Source organism: Bradyrhizobium sp. SMVTL-02, from assembly GCF_051853005.1.
GTDB lineage: Bacteria > Pseudomonadota > Alphaproteobacteria > Rhizobiales > Xanthobacteraceae > Bradyrhizobium.
Genome location: NZ_CP182469.1, coordinates 7,097,720 through 7,117,952, shown reverse-complemented (window position 1 = coordinate 7,117,952; position 20,233 = coordinate 7,097,720). Strand labels below are relative to the sequence as shown.

Sequence of the window (20,233 nt, the reverse complement as noted above, 5' to 3'; positions counted from 1 at the left end):
TTGTTTTTCTCAAACAGTTCGTGCATTCGTGGATGCATTCTAATTCCGTCGCATCATTCTGCAGAAACGAATGCGGCCCCGGCGCAAGGGAGGGTCTGGCCGGGGCCGCTCTCGCGCGCACGTCTGGAAGGAAACGGACCGAGGCGCGCGGTTGTCTAGTGTCGAGGAACGTTGCCGCTCGATGGAGGGGTGATCTCGTTGCGCATGCCGCGCGGGCTTGATGCACCTTGCCCGCCGCGCTCCACATGAGAGATGCCGCCGCCGCCCGCCGCCCCGGCGCCGCCCGAGCCGCCGTCTCCGCTGCCGGAGCCCGCACCTGCTCCGGCACCGCCGCCCGCGCCCCCGCCGGCTCCGGCACCACCTGCACCTGCGCCAGCACCGGCTCCGCCGCCCGCGCCACCACCAGCGCCACCACCAGCGCCGCCGCCGGCGCCACCAGCTCCGCCCGCCCCTTGCGCCAGCGCTGCGCCGATCGAGGTACTGGCCAGCATCGCGGCCAGGAGGACTGTCAGAATTGTCTTACGCATGTTGCATCTCCTTGGGTTGAGACTCGGACCAATCACCTGTGGCCTTCACGGTTCGTCGCATCTTCAGCGGCAACGTTGTGGGGAACGGCGACATCATCAAAACGCGCGGCAAGCGTCTCCAGCGCCGCGAGCATCTCTGGCCCCCGCATCGCAGCGCCATGGCCTGTGATGACGATCTCCGGCGCGAGCGTTGCAAGTTTGCGCACCGAAGCCTTCGCGCTCGTCCAATCCGGCGTGAAATACATAGGAGGTCCGTGCATCTCGGGCGCTTGCGTGACCGCCGAGTAGACGGACTCTTGGCGCGTGGTGATGAACGCGTCTCCCGCGATCAGCACACGGTCGCGCTCTCGCCAGAGCGAGACGTGTCCCGGCGTATGACCGGGCGTATGGATCCAGCGCCAAGCCTGCATGAATGGCAGGCTGTGATCGCTGGGAAGATCATAGAGCTGCGATGCGACGTTGACTGGCCTGGTCGGAAACAGCGGCGAGATCAGCGCGAGCAGCCCGCCACCTACGCCAGGATTTGCCGGCGGATAGGAGCGACTGCCATCGAGATACGGATGTTCCTCAGCATGCGCGTAGACCGGCACGTCCCATCCACTTGCAAGCGTCTCGAGCGCGCCGACATGGTCGAAGTGACCATGCGTCATGACGATGCAGGCAGGTCTGCCGCTGCCGCCGAAACGCGCCCTCGCCGCGGAGCAGATCGGTTGGGCCGACCCCGGAATTCCCGCATCCACCAGCACCCAATTGCCGTCCCCGGCATTTTCGCAGCCGACGAAAATCACATTGACGATGGCAAGCTGCTTGTAGGCGATGTCAGCGACGATTTGACGCGTATTGTCGTTGCGGTCGAAATCGAGGTTTGGGTGCTCGGCGCTTGCCGCGGAGGGTAAGCAAATTTGCGTCATGTCGTGCCAGCCTGCTGTGGTTCTATCGCTCAATCGTTCCCATCCGCCGGATTTTCTTCTGAAGCAGCATGACACCGTAGAGCAGCGCCTCGGCGGTCGGCGGGCATCCGGGGACGTAGATGTCGACGGGAACGACGCGGTCACAACCGCGGACGACGGAATAGGAATAATGGTAGTAGCCGCCGCCGTTGGCGCAGGATCCCATCGAGATCACGTACCGAGGCTCCGGCATCTGGTCATAGATCCTGCGGAACGCCGGGGCCATCTTGTTGGTCAATGTGCCGGCCACGATGATCACGTCCGATTGTCGCGGCGAGGCTCGTGGCGCGAAGCCAAATCGTTCCGCGTCATATCGCGGCATCGACATCTGCATCATCTCCACGGCGCAGCAGGCGAGCCCGAACGTCATCCACATCAGCGATCCCGTGCGTGCCCATGTAATCAGCTCCTCCGCCGTGGCCGTGAAAAACCCCTTGCCGGAGAGATCATCGCGGATCTGCATGAAGTATGGATCGGATGCGTTCGCCGGCGATCCGTCGCCAGGTCGCCGCAGATCGCGAGTGTCGGCGTGCAAGGGGGTGTCACTCATTGGGGCTCTCGGGATGGGAGACGGCGCAAATGGCGACGTCACGCTGCTGAGAACAGGCGTTTCACGGGCCCGTTCCTGCGAGCGTCTACGTGTTTGATGTCGGGTTATCGCAAGTTAGCGTCGGGTCCTCTTTCGGAACACGCGAGCAAAAAAACTGCCGGGACAAGGGTCTTTGGAACGATCGCTGCGGGGTGCGGTTGCGGCAGGGAAGCACTCAAACGGAGGATAACCAATGGCAAGCGGCGCGCACGACACATTCGTAGTTGGATTGCGAAATGCACACGCTATGGAAGTGCAGGCGAGGGAGTTGATGGAACGCCAGTCGGAGCGCCTTGACGAGTATCCGGAGGTCAAGGCGAAGGTCGCAGCTCACCTTCAGGAGACCAACGAGCAACTGAAGCGGCTCGAGCGGTGCCTGGAAGCCTGCGGGGAGAGCACGTCCAGCCTCAAGGACACGGCTCAGTCGGTGATGGCCAACATGCAGGCAATGGCGCACTCGGTGGCCGATGACGAGATCCTCAAGAACACCTTCGCTAACAACGCGTTCGAGAACTTCGAGATCGCGGCCTACAAGTCTCTCATTGCACTCTGCGGTGCAGCGGGAGTCGCCGAGGCCAAGGCGGAACTGGAGGCATCTTTGAAGGAAGAGCAGCGTATGGCCGCGTGGATCGACTCAAACGTCGAAAAGGTGACGATGGAGTTTCTGTCGCATCAGCGGCAGGCCGCATAGCATCAGCGCAGGGGTGAGATCGCCCGTATACTTGCGACTATCGAGATCTCGTAGCTTGCTGCGGGAGCTCGATGATCCCCAAGCATGCTGCACATTGACTTCACCGCGACCGCCATCCGGCACTGACGCGAGCTTCGGAGGAAGGAGATGCTACAGATGACCTGGCGGCCGCGACGCGGCTAATTTGGTACTTGGGACCCATCCGTTCATGGTGTCATGGCAGGGCGTCCTTTTTTGCAACGTCCCTCCAGTCGGAGAGGCGAAGCGCCGACCCTGTTTCAAAATGCCCACACGTGAAGAGCGAGCAAACGTCACGCTCAGGCTGGAGGGATCCGGCGGAGTGTCAGCAAGACGCCCACGCGGATATTTGCAGACCGACAACAGTCTCCCAATGGCGGCCGGAGGAGTGCTCCCGGCTACGGCTAACGGCGCAGTACGCAGCAGAATATCCGGAATGGGCTCTCGTCCTTACAGGCTAGTTACTCGGCTTAACCACACTGCACAAAGGTGCGACTCGAACGGTACCGGCCCTGTGAACGTAGTCGCGAGGGTCAGCCTAAAACATGTTTCTGAGTAACTGGATGACGCCGCCGATCGCAGCGGAAAGACAGACCGCGATGGCGACGTTAACATAGAGCAGGATGAAGTTGCGCGTCTTATCGTCAAGGTCGCTGAACAGCTTTCGCATCGCTTGTCTCCAGAGATAAAGAGTCCCGTGCCTCCTAAAGTTCCTAGATCCCCAGCTTGCTCCGCGGAATCTATTCGTTCGGATGGAGAACCCTATCAATAGCAGGCGAAGAGATACTGCAGCACTAGCAACCATTGTCCCTTTATATGCTTGAAACCGAGGGAGTCCTTTGCAACGGCTCAACGCCGCCGACTTAGAATCGAGGTCAACAGAGGCAATGACGGCCGATCGCTATTCCGAACATCCATGGTGGAAGTCCGCCGTCATCTATGAGATCGCGTTGATCTCGTTTCAGGACTCCAATGGCGACGGCAAGGGCGATCTCGCCGACCTGATCTCGCGCATCGTGTTGGGTGGCCAGGAGCGCAATGCGGGCAGCTCATCGAGAGGTGGACCGGAAATATTCGGCTCGAGTTGCCAATAGGCGACCAGTGAGCCAGGTCAAAAAGATTACTACGGACCTACCCGTGCCTCATTCTCAAAGAGGCCGAGACCGTCGCCTTTGGTATCCACGCGGGCGCTTGAAACAGCGGGTCCAGCGACCTTTAGCATCCCGCGACGTGCGCCGCCCGATGGGCACGGCGAGCGACGGTCTGTTAAGCCGGGACGGAGATGTCGTTCCCGCGACCGACTTCCATTCTTAAGCGGCGGATGGGATGCTTTGCGGAGACGCGTTCACTTCGATTTCAACGACGGCCTTCGATCGCCGTCGAAGACGGTAAAACGTAAGTTCTTGTTCGAGCATGGGGCAGTGGAAGCTAACGAGCGCGGTATCTGGCAATCGGCACAGTTCATCGATGAGGTCGCCAACGGTCATGATCGGAGGATCGGCGACTACCTTGCGAATGACCTTACTCATGGAGTTACTCCTCGCCTCGCTAACGGCAGCCTCAATGGTTCTGTTCGACGCTGCGCGACCGTATCTAAAATCGGTGGAATAGCCTATCGGAATCGGAGCTGCGAGCTGGGCCGACTTAGGAAGGCGGAACACTTGGACTGAAGGTCCATTATTAACCGTGAACAGCCAATCCGGGGATTGGTGTCATGGGCTTCGAGCGTCACTACGGTCCGAAATACTTCCGAGATCGCGCAGCAGAATTTCGCGCGAACGCCGACAATTGCGAATATCCAGAGATAAAGATATCGCTCCGCAAGGCAGCCAAGACCTCGATGAATTGGGCCCGGCGGGCCGAGCGTCTGCGTCGCAGCAGACGTACCGGTCGCACCGGTTGGACGGCCCTTAAAAGCTCGCCTGCTGCCTCTGCGTGGGCCGCTCTAGGGGTCGCCCGGTAGTTCTGCTTGTTCGCCAGCGCCGGGCAAATCGCGTTGGCATGTCTTACTCCGGGTGATCGTGTTGCGCTCCATGCCGTATGCGAAGCGGCACACTGATCACCGTCAGGTCTTCATCCCCCATTCGGAGCAGTCGTGAGCGCAACCGGGCCGCCCGATGCGTATGCAGAAGGTGCTGATACCATCGATCCTTCACCACGTCTGGAATCAACACTGCAATGCGCTTGCCCGGATGTTCGGTTTTGATCTCATTGATCAACTTGACCATGGGGATCTGCAGGTTTCGATACTGGGATTGCAGTAGCACGAGTCGGGGCGGCGACATGCCTGCTCGGCTCAAAGGCTCTTCCAGTTGAGTCCGCCAGCGCTCCTCCAGTCTCCGCCGCTCTTCTTCCTGATCCGGCCCAGACAACTTTAGAAGATGGATCGCTGTCACGTTCGGCGAGATGCTCATCGCGAACATCAGGGCGTTCTCGGTCAGCTTGGTCCAGCTCTCGAACGCGACGATGGCAATCGGTGCGCTCAACGTGCTTAGCTGAACGGGCGCTGCGGCACGAAGCTCATCGAAAAGCTGATCGTAATAGCTTCGTATGCCCTTGAGCAAAACGATGACAATCGGAAGCACCAGAATTGTAATCCAGGCTCCTTCCAAAAATTTTGCAGCCACGATGACGATCAGAGCTAGGCCTGTCGTGAGCGCTCCCGCCGTGTTCACGGCAAGATGGGTCTTGTTTTCCCTGCTTGAATGTCCGGCCGCTATGCTCCTGCGCCAATGCCAAACCATCCCAGCTTGGGAGATCGTGAACGTCAGGAAAGCACCGATCGCGAAGAGCGGGATCAACCTGTCGGTGATCCCTCCGAATGCAATCAACAGAATTCCGGACGTCACAGCCAGATAGAGGATACCGACATCGAAGACCAGCCTGCGGCCTGCGATGGCGAATGATTTTGGCAGAAATCCATCTTCAGCGACAACTCGGCAGAGGCGAGGGAAATCTACGAAGCTGGTATTGGCTGAAAAGGCCAGCACGCAGAGCAGCGATCCGATTGTCGTGTAATAGAGAACGCCCTCCCCCACCACCGCGGCCGAGATCTGGGACAGGACGCTGCGATATCCGTCGTGCTCTTGAGACATCGCACCAATCCCATAGGCGCGGGCGAGAAACGCGATGCCAAGCAGAAGCACGCCCAGAATAACGACGATGGCAGTCAGGGTTCGATGCCCGTATTTCACTGCGGGCTCCCGGAAGGCCGTCATGCCGTTAGAGACGGCTTCGACGCCAGTCATGGCGGTGCAGCCGCTGGCGAACGCGCGCAAAAGCAACCACAGCGTCGCCGCCTCCGTGGCCTCCCCCATTGCTGGCGGCGGCACGATGGCTTGTGGATGACCGCCGGACGAGAGCGCTCGATAGATTCCGAGACCAATAACAAAGCCGAAGGTCATAACGAACAGGTAAGTTGGCAACGCAAACACGCGTCCCGCATCCAAGGTGCCGCGCAGGTTGACCAAGGTGACTATGGCGAGGATGGCCAAACAAAGAGGAAGGATGTACGGATGCAGCGCAGGCACGGCGGATACCAAGGCGCCCACGCCTGCGGCAATCCCAACCGAGACGTTGAGGACATAATCCACCATCAGCGCAGCGGCGGCCAGGAGACTGGCGTTCGTGCCGAGATTGTCTCTCGCGACGATGTACGCGCCTCCGTTGCTGGGATAGGCGCGGATGGTCTGCCAGTATGAAGCAAAAAGAATCGCCAACAGGGCCACTATTGGCAACATGACCCAGCCGATGCAGGACGTCGCAGCTGCTCCCAGTGGGATCAGGATCGAAAGCGCGGCTTCGGGTCCATATGCGGACGAGCCGAGCCCGTCCAGTCCCATCGCCGGCAGCCCTTCGAAGGTCCCGATTTTCCGCTCGTTGAACTCGCGATTGGCTAACCGTCTGCCAAGAATAATGTCGAGTACGCTCACAGAAGTATCCAGAAGTAAGAGACGAAACGAAAGTCTCTTAAGAACGGCTGTATTTGTTCTTTCGCCCGCGACATCGTTCTCCGGATCTGCTTCCTTCAACCGGCAGCCCATTCCCTACCCGCTCGCCCGGTTGCAGGCATTTGGAGCTCGCTCCTGAGCAGATGGTCTGCGAACCAATCTGATGCAGCGGTGAACGTTCCTCATTTTGGAGAGGCTTGCGGACGGGCCCGGCTGGCGGGCGCTTCGGAGCAGGGAGCTATCGCGATGGCCAGCTGATGAGACCAGACCCGCTTCTTGTACGCGCCCTGGCCTGCCACGGGCTGGCTGCCGCTATGACGAGAGGACCTTCGCGCAAGGGCTCAATGGGCAGCAAATCATTTCCGCCGTGGCGGCAGGCAGGCCTTCGGTTGACGAGCGTCGTAGGCAAGGTGCAAGCCAGCTACCAGGCACTGCTGCACGAGCTCATCAGTTCCACGGCCAGGAACGATCATAATAGACTCGCTTTATTCGTGGCATGTCGGATCAGCCGTTTTCGGTCGGAGGAAGGACAAGTTTATGCGCATCCTTCTCGTCGGGGGTACGGGACTGATCGGCTCGGCAATCCACGCCAGGCTGTCCGCCGAAGGGCACGAATGCGTATTGGTGTCTCGCCATCCGGCCGCACCTGATAGGCACCACGTTGCCCTCGACCTCGCTCGGACGACCGATGCTTCGAAATGGAAGGGACTTCTTGCGGGCGTCGACGCCGTCGTCAACGCGGCGGGTGCCCTGCAAGGACAGAACATGCAAGCCGTTCATGTCGCCGGGAGCGCGGCGCTTTACGCGGCCTGTGAAAGCGCGGGCATCCGCCGTGTGATCCTGTTCTCGGCCATCGGCAGCAATCGCGACGCCCGCAGCGATTTTTCTCGCACCAAGGCGGACGGCGAAGCCGTCTTGATGGCGAGGGACCTCGATTGGGTCGTGCTGCGGCCTTCGGTCGTGGTGGGCCGGCCGGCCTATGGTGGCAGCGCGCTGTTGCGCGGGCTGGCGTCACTCCCGGTTCTACCGGTCATGCCGGACACCGCCTCTATTCAACCGGTGCATCTCGACGACGTGGTCGAGACGGTGGTATTCTTCCTGCGACCAGGCGCTCCCTCCCGCATCGCGCTTGATCTGTCCGGCCCGGAGCGGATTGCGTTCAGCGACGCGGTCGCGCTGTTTCGCGCCTGGCTGCGCTGGAGGCCGGCTTACCGCCTGCACCTGCCAGCTTGGGTGGCTTCGGCTGCTTATCGCGCGGGTGACGTGGCGCAGATGCTGGGTTGGGCAACACCCGTCAACTCGACCGCGCAGGCAGAAATGCGGCGCGGCGCGACCGGGGATGCCGAGCCCTGGCGTCAGATCACCGGCATAAGACCGCGCGACATCGAAGCTGCGCTCGCACGCGAACCCGCCTCGGTGCAGGAGCGCTGGTTTGCTCGGCTATATGCGCTCAAGCCGCTGATTTTCGGCGTCTTCGGCCTGTTCTGGATCGGCACGGGCATCATCTCGCTCGGTCCGGGCTGGGGAATTGGAATGTCGTTGCTGCGGGAAGGCGGGCTGCAAGAAAAAGTCGCGGCTCTCACAGTCGTCGCTGGCGCGCTCGCCGACATCGTCATTGGCCTTGCAATTCTCTGGCGGCCTGTGAGCCGCTATGGCCTATGGGCAGCACTGACCATCTCGCTCAGCTATGCCGTGATCGGTACGGCGCTGGTGCCGCGGCTGTGGGCCGATCCGCTTGGGCCGATGTTGAAGATTTGGCCGGTCATCATGCTCAATCTCGTCGCCATGGCGATTCGAGAGGATCGCTGATGTTCTATTTCCTCGTGAAGATGGTGCACATCATCGGTGCTGCCGTCCTGCTCGGCACGGGTGCCGGCATCGCCTTCTTCATGCTGGTGGCTCATCTTCGCGGCGACCCGCGCGAGATCGCGGGGGTCGCGCGGACGGTGGTGCTGGCCGATTTCCTGTTCACGGCGACTGCGGTCATCCTGCAGCCGATCACGGGCACATGGCTCGCCTGCTCGAGCGGGTATTCCCTTGGCGACGGATGGGTTGCGGCGTCCATCGCACTCTACGTGGTGACAGGCGCCTTCTGGCTGCCGGTGGTGTGGATGCAAATGCGAATGCGCGACCTTGCCGCTCGCGCGATCGAGACCGACGCCAAGCTGCCTGCCGAATATTACCGTCTCTTCCGCTGGTGGTTCGCCTTCGGATTTCCGGCGTTCGCAGCCGTGCTGGCGATGTTCTGGCTGATGATCGCCCGCCCGACTATTCCGTACTGGGACTAACATGCAGTTGTTTGGTCGGATCGTCCCGGCTCTAAGAGACGCCGCCCTGCCCTGACGCCGATGCCGCAAGGGCCACTGCGTCTGCGGGTTCCCGCCTGCTCTTCTCAGATAGGAACCCGGAAATTGACCGCACGTTCCAAACAGAGGACGTGTGAGATGACCAACTATTTGATGCCTACTTGGGCCGACAAAGAGAATATCTTGGCTGTGGTTGAGACTCCTCGCGGGAGTTGCTGCAAATTGGAATTCGATCGCGAGCTGCGGGTGTTTACGCTTTCGAAGGCCTTGATGGCTGGCTTAACCTAGGGATTTATCCCGTCCACTCTGGCGGATGATGGTGATCCCTTGGACGTGTTGGTGATCCACGATGGCGCCACTTATCCGGGGACCGTGCTTCGGTGCAGGCCCATTGGCGTTCTCAAGGTCCTTCAGGTGAGCGAACGCAAAAAAAGGCGAAATGACCGGGTGGTTGCGGTGCCTCAGCACTCCTTCTTTGCTGGTGATTTGCCCGACGTTCGTAACCTACCCGCGACAGCAACCGAGCAATTGGAAAAGTTCTTCGACGCTACGAACGCTCTCAAAAGCAAAAAGCTCGAATTTCTTGGCTGGCGCGGCGCGGCCGCGCCGTCAAGCTGATAAATAGGTGTCGTCTATAGCGCGGGGTACACTTGCTGACTCGCCAGATCAAGCAGCGTGGTCGGATTGGGCCAACGCGAGAATTTGGCCACCTCACAATGCATCGCTGGTTTGAGACTGGATGCGCTACAGGAGCCGATCAAAGGTTCGGTGTCCGGTGTTGTCGTCGGAGATGAATGCGATGATTACGCCTTCATTGCCCCGAAGCAGGATCGTCGCGTCCGGCAAAGGTTCGCGCGGGCGGTCCAGATGAGTCGACATCAGTACGCGGGCCGCAACGCGCGCCTCATCACCAGGAACGGCCACAACTGGACCGACCGCTTTCCATGGATCGTCCACGCCAGCTTGCGCAACCGAGAGCAGCACTTTGTCATCAACGGGGAGGGCCGTGGTGCTCGGCGTCGACGGCGTCTCTGACCTCCGATAGCTACCCGGATCGGCTGCTGTGCGGCGAATTCCAGGGCAAGACCGACCGGATCGGTCATTTCTACGGTGACGGTCGGCCGCGCCTGCATCTGCCGCTGAATTTCGCGCTGCTGGACGCGCAATGGCAGGCGCTGCCGCTGCAAGCGGCCATCGACGCCTATCTCAATGCAATCCCCGACAAGGCTTGGTGGCTGATCGGCGGGCACGACAAGCAGCGGATCGCGAGCAAAATCGGCACGGCCCAGATGCGCGTGCTCGCGATGCTGCTGATGACGCTGCCGGGAACGCCGTTCCTCTACATGGGTGACGAGATTGGGCGCAAACGCGTGGCCATACCGCCCGATCGCGTTCGTGATCCTTTCGAGAAGCTCGTGCCCGGCTATGGCCTGTGCCGCGACCCTGAGCGGGCGCCGATGCGCTGGGATGACACCGAGAGCGGCGGCTTCACCACGGGCGGGCCATGGCTGCCGCTGGAGCGGGCGATGCGCCCAACGTGGCCGAGCAGCAGCGGGATGACGTTCCGTTCTTGCGCTGTTTCGCGCGCTGATCGCGCTCCGGCGCGAGCATGCCTGCCTGCGCGTGGGCGGCTACGCCCCGCTGCGATCGCGGGACGATGTCCTCGCCTTCAAGCGCGTGGCGGGCGCGACCGAAGTGCTGGTAGCCCTCAACACCACCGCCGAGCCGCGGAAATGGCACTGGCAGGGCCGCGTCTGCGCCCGGCGCGGCGGCCTTCCCCCAGAATGCCTTGCGAACGCGCAGTTCCGACAGTGCCCAGTTGAGACGAGCGCCACCGTCCGAGCGAAACCAAGGCGCAAGCGATTCGCCTTCGCGCCGTGCGAGGCGAACCGTGACCGTTTCCTCGCCGAGGCGGGTGCCGATCTCCTCGTCACAGCGCAGGTCCGACGGAAGCGTGCCGTAGCCGGCGGCCAGATCCACGACATTGAACCTTTCTAAAGTCTTCGCCGTGCTATCCTTCCCCGCGCCCTTCATCTCGGCTCCGTGCAAGACCGCCGGGACGGGTTCGACGCGATCCCCATAGACTGCTTCGATCATTGGTCGGAGATCGTCGGGAACCTGAAACGCCGTCCGATCGAATAGCGTCCGCGCGGAACGCCACATGATTCCCGCATGTTGATAGACGTAAGCGGCGCGCCCCAGACATCCAGCGAGCCAGTCACTGCGCGTCACGGCTGACGGGTCGGGCGAACAACCATCATGACAGGTCCAGTTGCCGGGCGTAATCCTGCGGGCCGAAGGTCCATGTGGCGCCAGAGCCGGCCGGCGCGCTGGAGAATAAGATCGACCGGCGCGAGATCTGAAATGACGAGATCGAAATCGAGATCGAGCGACTGTTCGACGACCTGCGTCGCGACCAGCACGTGGCCAGCGCGATCGCTGGTGGCGGCCTCGCGGCCGAAGCGGGCAAGAACAGCGTCTTCGATCGCAAGCCGATCGCCGTGCGCGAAGCGTGCATGAAAAATATGCACCGTTCCCTGCGGCCTCAGGGCTGCCAATGCCGTGTGGACTTCGATCGCCTCATCAACCGCATTGCAGATGACAAGCACCGCCCCATTTCGATCTGCCGCTTGGCTCGCAATGCGAATGGCTGCCGGTCGATCGGGAACTCGCTCGACGGCAACTGTCCGCTCCAATCGCGCGTCCAGGCCGGGTCCGCACTCCTCGATGCCCACAGTCGCCACGCGTGTGAGCAGGGGATAAGCCTGCGAGGCGCAAGTGGCCGCTTGTCGCTGTGCCTGCCGTAGCCCATGTCCAAGCCCGTGAAGGAATGCACGCGCGATCTTCTGACGCGCCTGCGCCGATAACGTCGCGGACAGGACGATCGCGGACCCGCCGTTCATCGCGTGCAATTGCAAGAGAGAGTCCAGTTCCTCCTTCATATAGCTATCGAAACTGTGGGCTTCGTCGATGATCAAAATACGACCAGCGAGCGCGTATTGCCGCAGCGTGAGGTGCTTCTTCGGCAATACAGCCAAAAATGCCTGATCGACCGTGCCAGCGCCGATGTCGGCGAAGAAGGCGCGGCGCCGATCATCCGCGATCCAGCCGTTGCAGCTGGCCGCGGTCGTTTCCTCCCCCTCGCCGGCAGAGTCGCGCACCAAGCTCGGCAAGCGCTCCGGCCAGGATCGACTTGCCATGCGAGAGAATGAGCGAAGGGCGTCGGATTCGGTCGCTGGTTTCGAACAGTTTGCCCGACATGTCAGCCAGACGTGCGTGCATGGCGTTCGCCGTGGCCATTGTCGGCAGAGCAATATAGACACCTTCGCCAAGCCCCGCTGCGATCATCCGCGTGGCTAGGAGAATGGCCGCTTCGGTCTTGCCTGACCCGGTCGCATCCTCAATAACGAGCAGCTGCGGCCCCTCGGCGAGGGCTACATCCTCCGCCAGCCGCTGCATTGGCCGGGGGGACGTCGCCGCACGCGGTGCGATCGATTCCAGACTTATCGCAGTCGCCACCCTCAACGGCAGGAGCCCTTTCGCGATCAGCGAACTGTGCGCACAACACTGGGCGTCGCGCCAATAGTCTTCGACTGGCGTGTTTACTCCCAGAGGGCCGAAATAATCTGCGTCCGATCCTATCCAGTCGGCGAGCGTAATTAATCCTGCAAGTCGCCAGGAGAGCAACGTGGCAGAATCCGGGTCAAATGACATTGCGGGTCCCGCGCCGGTCAGTCGCTCAAGAGTCTCGAAAGCGAACAACGCGGCGTTCAGGCATTGCCGGTCCAGCCAAGTTCCCTTGCGCAGAGCGTCGTTTGCGATCTTGTCGGTATCTTCCAACGGCGGTGGACGGCCATGATGACCAGCGATCGCGGCAACTACACAAGCGTCGTATCCACTCAGTTGGGGGAAGAAAGTTCGGAATCGTGCGCTCAAAATATCCGTCTGAAGCATTAATCCGGTGGCGCGCCAGTGCGGAGGTCCCTGGACCGAACTGCCGGGGTATGCCCCCAAGGCTGAGGGCCAGAGATCTGGTCGCTTGGCCTGAAAATTCCGAGTAAATTTTCCGAGATCATGCAAGCCGGCCAGAAACGCCATGAGGTTTGCATATGCATCCGGCTCCATCGAGACGAGCTTGGCCTCGCGGGCCAAGCGGCCAGGTTGGTTTCGCAGAAAGACTAGCGTGACGGCCGAGACATCCAGAAGATGATGCAGGACGGGCTTATAAGTTGGTTCTATGCGTTTGATTGATTGATTGCCAGCGGCGAAAGTCTTTCCCCAAAATTGCAGATGCGACACAACGACCCCCGATCCACGCGCCGGTCCAGTGTAGGCTGGGCGAGTTGAAGTCACTATAGACTAGCCGACATTGAGTCGCGGTTCGTCTGCCAGTCTTGCGGCAGACGCGGTGCTGATGTCCGACCGGATTTTGACAGCGGTAAGCCGCCAATGGCACTGGCCCCCCACGTGCTCATCCGTAATTTTCCGGGCTGTCGCATTTCGTTGGTTTTAATAATTCCAACGAACGATAGTCCCATGATTCGCCCCCTCGACCATCAAGCAGAAGCTCTCGCTGCAATGAGAAAAGCTCTGGCAGCGACGTGCCCCCTGGAGCGCGAACAGTGGCTGCGCATCGCATTGGCGTGGAACGCCTTGGTGGGCCCAGTAGATCGTCAGGGCGCCGCGTGACTAAGTTCGCCCGAGCCGGCCTTGTGCCGACCCAGAGGCCGCCGCGCGCAAACTGATCGAGCTCGCCAAGAACATCGAGGCGGTCCAGGATGGCCGCATTTACATCGTCGTCCGTTAAGAAGGCGAATTGAGCGGGGCGGGACGGCCGAACGTGCGCCATAGCTGGAGCAGGATGAGGCACAAGAGTTCTCTGAGCCAGGCGAGGATGCGGCGGAAGTTGTGGCCCACGGCTGAGAGGATGACGTTAGCCGCATCGCCGGCGCGGCCTTTGAGGTAGCAGCGGCCGAGGTGACCATCGGCCTTCAGGTGTCCGATGATGGGTTCGATGGCGGAGCGGCGGCGCAGCTCGCGCTTGATGACACCGAAGACGCCGCGCTTCTGGCCGGAGATGAAGATCCGTCGGGGATTTTGTGCGTCGTGGCCGCGGTATCCCTTGTCGACATAGGCCCGCTCGATCGCGCAGCCGGTGAGTGTCTCGGTGCGGTCGATGACGTCCCGCAAGGTGTGACCGTCGTACGGGTTATCGGGTAGCGCCCTGGCGTGCAGCACGAACAGGCCCCCGGGAGAACGGCGGTTGTTGGTGACGATGGAGGCTTTGACGCCGATCTATGGACCACGCTCGCGTTGCAAGAGGAATCGACAAAGGGATGAAGCGGTTTGCGCCAATCTATCCGGCTTCAATTTGGGGCTGTTGCCCCGAGCCATCATGGATATCCGCTCACTTCTGTCCTCAATAACTCGCCGGCCTCAAGAAGGGCCATGGAGTCGAACCAGGCTTCAGAAGTGTCGGTGGAACCGTTTCTCCATTCGTCCTTTCCGTCTCGCAAACCTCGGCGGGTTATTGTGCCTTCTGATCCCGACCTTGGATTTTCCTTTCCGGCCCTGTTTCTTATGCGGTGCGGCCCAGGAGGTTGCCGTCGTAGTCACGGCCCTTTGCGAGCATGCTCCAGGCCATGCGCGCAAGTTTTGCGGCCAGGGCAACAACCAAGACATTGGAGTGGAGCCGCTTCGACGCTGCCTCTAACCAGGCTGCGAAGCCATGCCGAGGCCAACTCTGACGCTGCAGAAGTACGGCTCTGGCACCTTGAATAAACAGCGTTCGCAGGTACCGATTACCGCGCCTCGATATGCGCCCGAGAATGGTTCGATCGCCGGTCGAGATTTGCTTTGGTACCAGACCAAGCCATGCTGCAAAGTCTCGGCCTTTATGGAAGGCATCACCGGTTCCGATGGCGGCGACCATCGCGCTTGAGATGATCGGCCCGACGCCGGGCGCACTCATTAGGCGGCGACAGTGTGGATGTTGATCAGCGAGTTCGTCGATTTCTTTCGTCATTGACGCGACCCGTCGGTCGAGATAGCGCCAGTCGTCGGCCAAGTCCTGAATGAGCTGGATCACGCGAGGCGATAAGTTGTCGTTTGGCGCTGGGAGAATCTGAGGAAGTGCCAGTCGGAGTGCTGCCGCTCCCTGCCGCACTGGTAGCCCTCGCTCAAGCAAAAAGCCCCGGATTTGATTGATGACCGCCGTTCTCTGCGTCACCAATCGACTGCGAACTCTGTGTAGTGCCTGTAAATCAAGTTGTTCGGCTGACTTCACTGGAACGAACCGCATTGTCGGCCGCTGAGCGGCCTCGGCGATCGCTTCAGCATCCCGAAAGTCATTCTTGTGACCCTTGAGGTATGGTTTGACGTACTGCGCCGGCAAGAGCCGTACTTGATGGCCGAATTTCTCGAGCCTGCGCCCCAGATGATGTGCGCCTGCACACGCCTCCATTCCGATCAGACAACGCGGAATATTGCCCAGCGACTGGTCAAGCTGATTTCTCGACCGCTTCTTGCGTAGCGTAATTGCGCCTGTGGCATCGAGACCGACGACGTGGAATGTGTTCTTCCCGAGATCGATGCCGATTGTGACAAGGTTCGTATTCGACATGGCTTGCGCTCCTGCTGCTGCCCCCCGCCGGGCTGCACGTTGCCGCCGAGAGCGGGCGTGGTCCATGCCATTAACTCGTAAGGCGCGGCTGCTTTGCCCTTGCCGATGCACTCCACCTCCGGGGCGTGGAAGGAATAAAGCTTGAAGCCGCGCTGGCGCTGCTGCTGCGAGCGGATCTGCGAGGCCCGGCTGAGCGGGAGGGCGAACGTGTTCTCAAGCACAGCCTGACCTTCGATCTTGCGGCGGATATCGCGGATGATCCGGCCCAGTCGGCTGCGCAGGATGCGCAACTGCCGCTGATGCCGCTTGAATTGCTTGGCATGGCCGTAGCGTCCCGCCATCATTGTCGCGGTTTTGGCAATGCGCAGATAGGACTGCCGCAGCTTGACCCCGTGCTTCCTCGCCAGACGGTTGAGCCCCTTGATCGCCGCGTGCAAGAGCTTGGCATCGGTCGGGAAGGTGATCGCCTTCGGCTGCACGGTGGTATCGACTGTGACCCGCTTGATGTCCTGGCTGCGTAACGCGCCGGCCTCGTGTGCCACCCGCAAGCTCTCGGCCAGCAACAGCTCCAGCTTGTCGCCGAGCCGCTTGCGCCAGTGGCTCAGGTCCGAGCGCTCGTGCGGGAATGCGTGCTGGAAGAACTCTTCGCCGGTGAAGTACTGGAAATATGGGTCGTGGACCCAGCGCTCGCACACCCCCTCATCGGACAGCCCGTAAATGTGCTTGAGCAGCAACAGCCCGATCATGAAGCGGCTCGCGATCCCGGGCCGACCAATCTCGCTATAGAGCGGCGCGATCTCGCCGTCGATCCAGTCCCAATCGACCTTGCCGGCGAGCTGAACCAGCTCGTGCTTCATATTGATGATTTGGTCCAGCCTGGCCCGGAACAGATCGCCCGATCCCGTCGTCCTGTGCTTCTTCGGTCGCATCGCCACCTCCGATGCGATGACGGAATCATGGTTGGCGATTCGACGGAATCTTGAGGGTTCTGTGAGGTCGCGTGGCAGGCGCGAGCCGCGCGCTCTGTGGTGCGTGCGACCTCATAGAAGCCGGATTGAACGAAGCTGCGGAGTTGTGGGCGCTATGGGAATAGTGCAGCGGGTGCGGCTGCGGGGAACGCTCGCCTGTGGTCGCCGCGCGTCCGCGAGTCATTCATCGGATGTGAGGGGCCCGATTGATCGGGCCAAGGGCGCGATCCAGCGAGCGATTTGCAGCGCTGGGATGCGCTACCGAACGATTGGCGGGGTGTTCGGTGACGAGCGCGGCCACGGCGACTTCGGACGTTGCCACCAAGAAGGTGATTACGGAAGGGGTGGATGGTACAGACGCTGGTCATGACGTATCACAATGAAACGGCTGGTCGCGCGCGCAGGCTCGCGGGACGATATCGACGCGCCGCATGGTGCCGCCACAATGCGGGCAGACGGGGATCTCGCATTTGGTGAGGGGATCGGCGCCGGCTTCTTGATCAGTCGGAGCGTTGCGGACAGCAAGGAGTTGACGGCAGAAAGCGATTTTATCGTTGCGTCCGCCATTGGCGAGGAAACCATAGTGGCGGATGCGGTGGAAGCTGTCCGGCAGGGTGTGCAGGAGAAAGCGACGAATGAACTCATCGGCCTTAAGCGTCATCACTTTGGTTTTACGATTCTGCCGATAGTCCTTCCAGGCAAAGCTCACCTTGCCGTCGGCAAGCGAGATCAGCCTACTGTTGGCGATGGCGACGCGATGCGTATAGCGGCCGAGATAAGCCAGCACCTGTTCGGGCCCACCGAATGGCGGCTTGGCATAGACGACCCAGTCGGTCCATCGAAGTTGAGCGAGGCGCTCGGCGAATGCGGCGGGATCGGCGAGACGGGCGAGATCGCCAAAGAAGCCCAACTGGCCAGCCGCGAAGGCAGCTTGCAGCTCTTGCAGAAACAGGCGGCGGAACAGCCTGGAGAGGACGCGCACCGGCAGGAAGAAGCCGGGCCGGCAAGCGACCCAGTGTGTGCCGTCGAGTGAAGGTCCACCACCAGGCACGACGCAGTGGATATGCGGATGGTGTTGCAGGGTTTGACCCCAAGTATGGAGGACGGCGGTCAGACCGAGCTGAGCGCCGAGATGCTTGGGGTCGGCCGCGATGGTGGTGAGCGTCTCGGCCGCGCAGCGGAACAGAATGGCATAGACCACCGCCTTGTTCTGGAAAGCAATCTCTCTGGCCGGCGCCGGCAAGGTGAAGACGACGTGGAAGTATGGCACGGGAAGGAGTTCGGATTGTCGCTCGGCAAGCCATTGCGCGCGCGCCGAGCCTTGGCACTTCGGGCAATGCCGATTGCGACAGGAGTTGTAGGCGATCCGGGTGGCACCGCAGTCGTCGCATTGCTCGATGTGGCCGCCAAGCACAGCCGTCCGGCATGCCGTGATCGCGCCCATGACGCGCCGCTCGACGCGACCCAGATGTCCGGCACGAGCTTGCCGAAACGCTTCGCCGTGGCGGCGGAAGATATCCGCCACTTCCAGAACTGGAGTCATCAGGTCCGCTCAGCCGGGCGGCACGACCTCCAGGCGGAGCCGGTCAAGCGGACTTGGCGTATTGCTGATGGTCTTTGTGGCGACTTGGGTATAGCGCGCCGTGCTCTGCAGACTGGCATGGCCGAGCAGCACCTGGATGATGCGCACGTCGGCCCCGTTCTCCAGGAGATGGGTCGCGAATGTGTGCCGCAGCGTATGCACTGTCACCGACTTGCTCAAGCCGGCCGCCGTACAGGCTGAACGGCAGGCGGCGTGCAGCACGTTAGGGACGAGCGGACGCTCGTCGTCGCGGCCGGGAAATAGCCATCGTTTGGGCCGAGTGAGCCGCCAATACGTCCGCAGAATCCTCAAAAGCTGCGGCGAGAGCATAACGTAACGGTCCTTGCCGCCCTTGCCGTGCTCGACCCGGATCAACATCCGCTGGCTATCAATGTCGACAACCTTCAAGAGGACCACTTCCGATACGCGCAAGCCTGCGGCATAGACGGTGGTCAGCGCGGTACGGCTCTTGAGGCTTGGGATTGCTTCCAGGAAGCGCACGACCTCGTCGGCGCTCAGCACCACCGGCAGTTTGCGCGGTTTACGCGCATAGGCGATGCGCTCCGGAACGGTGTCATGACCCAGCGTCACACCGTAGAAAAACCGCAGTGCGCAGACGATCTGGTTCAGCGCCGGCCAGGACATCCCCGTCGCAACCAGATGAACCTGGAAAGCACGGATATCCTCCAGGTCGAGGCGGTCAGGAGAACGACCGAAATATCGGCTCAACTTCGCTACGGCGTTGAGGTAGGATTGCTGCGTCGCCGGTGACAGATTGCGGACCGTCATGTCCTCGATCATGCGGCGGCGAAGTGGGCTGATCTCAGCCATCGGAAAACCTCCTGTCTAAAGGGTTGGGCTTCGAAAACCCGCAATCCTCTCAGACAGGAGGCAATCCTTGCTATGCCTCCCTACATGCCGCGCCAGCGGCTTCGTTCAATCCTGAAAATGAAATTGCAAGGTTCCGACGCCCGAAGCATCAAACCCCTGCAAACGCAAAACAGTCCACAACGACACAAATGCGATTCTAGCTCAATCGCTTAGCCACTCTTCACGGACGACTACATCGAGAAGATCAACGCGCCGTTCCTGTCGCAGAACGGCTGCAAAGGCGATAGGCCAAGGGTTCGGGGCCGGCATCAAGTTCGCAGCCGAGCCGGCGGAGCGGCCCCGGCCTTACCCTCTAGCCCTGATAGCCGGGGCCGTCTCTCCGGCCGTTGGACGGCACTCTCGGTGCTGTCCGTAAGGGCAGTGTCCTAATTGGCTTTTGAGGTCTAGGCAGACGCCATGCCTGCCGTGCGCCCGCCCGAGTTCTACCGGCCCTATCGCGAGGACCACTCGCGCTTGGCGCTCGCCCAAGCTCGCTACCTGGCGGCGATGGGGGAATGCCTAGAGGCGCTAAAGCTCCCGCGCGCGGACACATTCCTGGGCCGCAAGACCCAAAAGCCGTTTCCGGCCGAAGAGAGTCGGAGCGAGAGTCCATTAATTAGGCTGACCGGAGCATAGGTGGTTGGCCGTCATGGGCATCGAACGCCATTTCACTCCAACGTATTTTCAGGGTCGTGCGGAGGAGCTCCGAGCGCTTAAGCGCAAGTTGCCGCTGTCGGATGGTGGCGACCCGCCAGAGAATTAGGGGCCGCCTCACGTTCGGCTTCCTCTCCATTCCCGCCACGCAGATGGCGCACGCCAACAGGCGGGGGCGGTCCGGGTGGTGATTAGCGAGCGTCGACGAGCATTGGCGCACTCCGTGCCCTGTCAGGAATAGCGGATACATTTTGAGCCGCAGCAGCGTTCGCCAATGGCGGCATATGTACCGCACGATACTCCATGTAAAGTTGGCCAGTGACTAGCATTACGCCTGCCCAAGCCAGAGCAAACATCGCAAGTGCGAGCTGATAGGCATCTTTCATCGGCGCGATATCTGTTCAAAACGTAACACTTGCCGCTGGCCATCGTTCCGTTGGCCCGTGATGGCGTGCTCGCGAAGCATTTGACGGTCGCAGTCTTCATCGGCTGCCCGTCGCGTCTGA

The 20,233-nt window shown here is 61.2% G+C and carries 18 protein-coding genes and 3 pseudogenes; 6 read left to right on the top strand and 15 right to left on the bottom strand.

Annotated elements, in window-relative coordinates; all coding sequences use genetic code 11:
- Positions 1-155: 155 nt before the first annotated feature.
- From ACNJYB_RS34060 to ACNJYB_RS34050, 3 genes are read right to left on the bottom strand one after another with little or no spacing between them, the layout of a single operon-like run.
- On the bottom strand, positions 156-527 hold the full coding sequence (locus ACNJYB_RS34060; RefSeq protein WP_439370945.1) for a hypothetical protein: 372 nt from the start codon (positions 525-527) through the stop codon (positions 156-158).
- Between the two features lie 32 nt (positions 528-559).
- Entirely contained in the window at positions 560-1,438 is an 879-nt protein-coding gene (locus ACNJYB_RS34055; RefSeq protein ID WP_439375711.1) for an MBL fold metallo-hydrolase, read from the bottom strand.
- 22 nt (positions 1,439-1,460) lie between these two features.
- Entirely contained in the window at positions 1,461-2,027 is a 567-nt protein-coding gene (locus ACNJYB_RS34050) for a NuoB/complex I 20 kDa subunit family protein (protein ID WP_439370944.1), read from the bottom strand.
- 232 nt (positions 2,028-2,259) lie between these two features.
- Here ACNJYB_RS34050 and ACNJYB_RS34045 point away from each other — a divergent pair, with 232 nt between their 5' ends.
- The gene (locus ACNJYB_RS34045) at positions 2,260-2,757 is read left to right on the top strand and encodes a ferritin-like domain-containing protein (RefSeq protein WP_439370942.1); all 498 of its coding nucleotides are present in this window, start codon (positions 2,260-2,262) and stop codon (positions 2,755-2,757) included.
- Between the two features lie 556 nt (positions 2,758-3,313).
- Here the strand turns inward: ACNJYB_RS34045 and ACNJYB_RS34040 are convergent.
- The gene (locus ACNJYB_RS34040; protein WP_439370940.1) at positions 3,314-3,445 is read right to left on the bottom strand and encodes a hypothetical protein; all 132 of its coding nucleotides are present in this window, start codon (positions 3,443-3,445) and stop codon (positions 3,314-3,316) included.
- A 169-nt stretch (positions 3,446-3,614) separates the two neighbouring features.
- Here ACNJYB_RS34040 and ACNJYB_RS34035 point away from each other — a divergent pair, with 169 nt between their 5' ends.
- On the top strand, positions 3,615-3,869 hold the full coding sequence (locus ACNJYB_RS34035; protein ID WP_439375806.1) for a hypothetical protein: 255 nt from the start codon (positions 3,615-3,617) through the stop codon (positions 3,867-3,869).
- Between the two features lie 216 nt (positions 3,870-4,085).
- Here ACNJYB_RS34035 and ACNJYB_RS34030 read toward each other — a convergent pair whose 3' ends face one another.
- Both ACNJYB_RS34030 and ACNJYB_RS34025 read right to left on the bottom strand, forming a co-directional pair.
- Positions 4,086-4,304 (bottom strand): hypothetical protein, encoded by a 219-nt coding sequence (locus ACNJYB_RS34030; protein ID WP_439370938.1) that lies wholly within the window; start codon positions 4,302-4,304, stop codon positions 4,086-4,088.
- 477 nt (positions 4,305-4,781) lie between these two features.
- Positions 4,782-6,707 carry an APC family permease gene (locus tag ACNJYB_RS34025; protein WP_439370937.1) on the bottom strand — a complete coding sequence of 642 codons (1,926 nt, stop codon included), beginning with the start codon at positions 6,705-6,707 and terminating at the stop codon, positions 4,782-4,784.
- Positions 6,708-7,262: 555 nt separating this feature from the next.
- On the opposite strand from ACNJYB_RS34025, the gene ACNJYB_RS34020 reads away from it, so the two are divergent.
- The 3 genes from ACNJYB_RS34020 (at position 7,263) to ACNJYB_RS34010 (ending at position 9,649) form a co-directional block, all read left to right on the top strand.
- Positions 7,263-8,534 carry an SDR family oxidoreductase gene (locus ACNJYB_RS34020; RefSeq protein ID WP_439370935.1) on the top strand — a complete coding sequence of 424 codons (1,272 nt, stop codon included), beginning with the start codon at positions 7,263-7,265 and terminating at the stop codon, positions 8,532-8,534.
- The gene (locus tag ACNJYB_RS34015) at positions 8,534-9,013 is read left to right on the top strand and encodes a DUF2269 family protein (RefSeq protein ID WP_439370933.1); all 480 of its coding nucleotides are present in this window, start codon (positions 8,534-8,536) and stop codon (positions 9,011-9,013) included. The genes ACNJYB_RS34020 and ACNJYB_RS34015 overlap by 1 nt, the downstream gene beginning before the upstream one ends.
- 351 nt (positions 9,014-9,364) lie before the next feature.
- The gene (locus ACNJYB_RS34010; protein WP_439375710.1) at positions 9,365-9,649 is read left to right on the top strand and encodes an inorganic diphosphatase; all 285 of its coding nucleotides are present in this window, start codon (positions 9,365-9,367) and stop codon (positions 9,647-9,649) included.
- Positions 9,650-9,775: 126 nt separating this feature from the next.
- Here ACNJYB_RS34010 and ACNJYB_RS34005 read toward each other — a convergent pair whose 3' ends face one another.
- Positions 9,776-10,015 carry a hypothetical protein gene (locus ACNJYB_RS34005; protein ID WP_439375805.1) on the bottom strand — a complete coding sequence of 80 codons (240 nt, stop codon included), beginning with the start codon at positions 10,013-10,015 and terminating at the stop codon, positions 9,776-9,778.
- Between ACNJYB_RS34005 and ACNJYB_RS34000 the strand changes: the two are divergent.
- A pseudogene (locus ACNJYB_RS34000) lies at positions 9,976-10,500 on the top strand (alpha-amylase family glycosyl hydrolase); the annotation flags it as partial. The gene ACNJYB_RS34005 and the pseudogene ACNJYB_RS34000 overlap by 40 nt on opposite strands.
- Before the next feature lie 19 nt (positions 10,501-10,519).
- Here the strand turns inward: ACNJYB_RS34000 and ACNJYB_RS33995 are convergent.
- The 8 genes and pseudogenes from ACNJYB_RS33995 to ACNJYB_RS33960 all read right to left on the bottom strand — a co-directional run bounded on the left by ACNJYB_RS33995 (position 10,520) and on the right by ACNJYB_RS33960 (position 19,034).
- A complete protein-coding gene (locus ACNJYB_RS33995; protein ID WP_439375804.1) occupies positions 10,520-11,128 on the bottom strand; it encodes a hypothetical protein in 609 nt (202 codons plus the stop codon).
- Between the two features lie 131 nt (positions 11,129-11,259).
- The gene (gene cas3, locus ACNJYB_RS33990; protein ID WP_439375709.1) at positions 11,260-12,192 is read right to left on the bottom strand and encodes a CRISPR-associated helicase Cas3'; all 933 of its coding nucleotides are present in this window, start codon (positions 12,190-12,192) and stop codon (positions 11,260-11,262) included.
- Positions 12,125-13,330, bottom strand: coding sequence for a CRISPR-associated endonuclease Cas3'' (locus ACNJYB_RS33985; protein WP_439370932.1), 1,206 nt, complete (start codon positions 13,328-13,330; stop codon positions 12,125-12,127). Before ACNJYB_RS33985 ends, cas3 begins: the two co-directional genes overlap by 68 nt.
- Positions 13,331-13,834: 504 nt before the next feature.
- A pseudogene (locus tag ACNJYB_RS33980) lies at positions 13,835-14,323 on the bottom strand (IS5/IS1182 family transposase); the annotation flags it as partial.
- Between the two features lie 286 nt (positions 14,324-14,609).
- Positions 14,610-15,653 carry an IS110 family transposase gene (locus tag ACNJYB_RS33975; protein WP_439370931.1) on the bottom strand — a complete coding sequence of 348 codons (1,044 nt, stop codon included), beginning with the start codon at positions 15,651-15,653 and terminating at the stop codon, positions 14,610-14,612.
- A 23-nt stretch (positions 15,654-15,676) separates the two neighbouring features.
- A pseudogene (locus ACNJYB_RS33970) lies at positions 15,677-16,582 on the bottom strand (IS5 family transposase); the annotation flags it as partial.
- Between the two features lie 403 nt (positions 16,583-16,985).
- Positions 16,986-18,167: an IS91 family transposase gene (locus ACNJYB_RS33965; RefSeq protein WP_439375460.1), complete on the bottom strand. Its 1,182-nt coding sequence runs from the start codon at positions 18,165-18,167 to the stop codon at positions 16,986-16,988.
- 6 nt (positions 18,168-18,173) lie between these two features.
- Entirely contained in the window at positions 18,174-19,034 is an 861-nt protein-coding gene (locus ACNJYB_RS33960; RefSeq protein ID WP_439368084.1) for a tyrosine-type recombinase/integrase, read from the bottom strand.
- Between the last annotated feature and the right edge of the window lie 1,199 nt (positions 19,035-20,233).

Coding starts and splice junctions, on each gene's coding strand:
- ACNJYB_RS33995 (WP_439375804.1), bottom strand. CDS start 11,128: ATGATCGAAGCAGTCTATGGGGATCGCGTCGAACCCGTCCCGGCGGTC.
- ACNJYB_RS34020 (WP_439370935.1), top strand. CDS start 7,263: ATGCGCATCCTTCTCGTCGGGGGTACGGGACTGATCGGCTCGGCAATC.
- ACNJYB_RS34045 (WP_439370942.1), top strand. CDS start 2,260: ATGGCAAGCGGCGCGCACGACACATTCGTAGTTGGATTGCGAAATGCA.
- ACNJYB_RS34050 (WP_439370944.1), bottom strand. CDS start 2,027: ATGAGTGACACCCCCTTGCACGCCGACACTCGCGATCTGCGGCGACCT.
- ACNJYB_RS33975 (WP_439370931.1), bottom strand. CDS start 15,653: ATGTCGAATACGAACCTTGTCACAATCGGCATCGATCTCGGGAAGAAC.
- ACNJYB_RS34060 (WP_439370945.1), bottom strand. CDS start 527: ATGCGTAAGACAATTCTGACAGTCCTCCTGGCCGCGATGCTGGCCAGT.
- ACNJYB_RS34055 (WP_439375711.1), bottom strand. CDS start 1,438: ATGACGCAAATTTGCTTACCCTCCGCGGCAAGCGCCGAGCACCCAAAC.
- ACNJYB_RS33960 (WP_439368084.1), bottom strand. CDS start 19,034: ATGGCTGAGATCAGCCCACTTCGCCGCCGCATGATCGAGGACATGACG.
- ACNJYB_RS34040 (WP_439370940.1), bottom strand. CDS start 3,445: ATGCGAAAGCTGTTCAGCGACCTTGACGATAAGACGCGCAACTTCATC.
- ACNJYB_RS34015 (WP_439370933.1), top strand. CDS start 8,534: ATGTTCTATTTCCTCGTGAAGATGGTGCACATCATCGGTGCTGCCGTC.
- ACNJYB_RS34030 (WP_439370938.1), bottom strand. CDS start 4,304: ATGAGTAAGGTCATTCGCAAGGTAGTCGCCGATCCTCCGATCATGACC.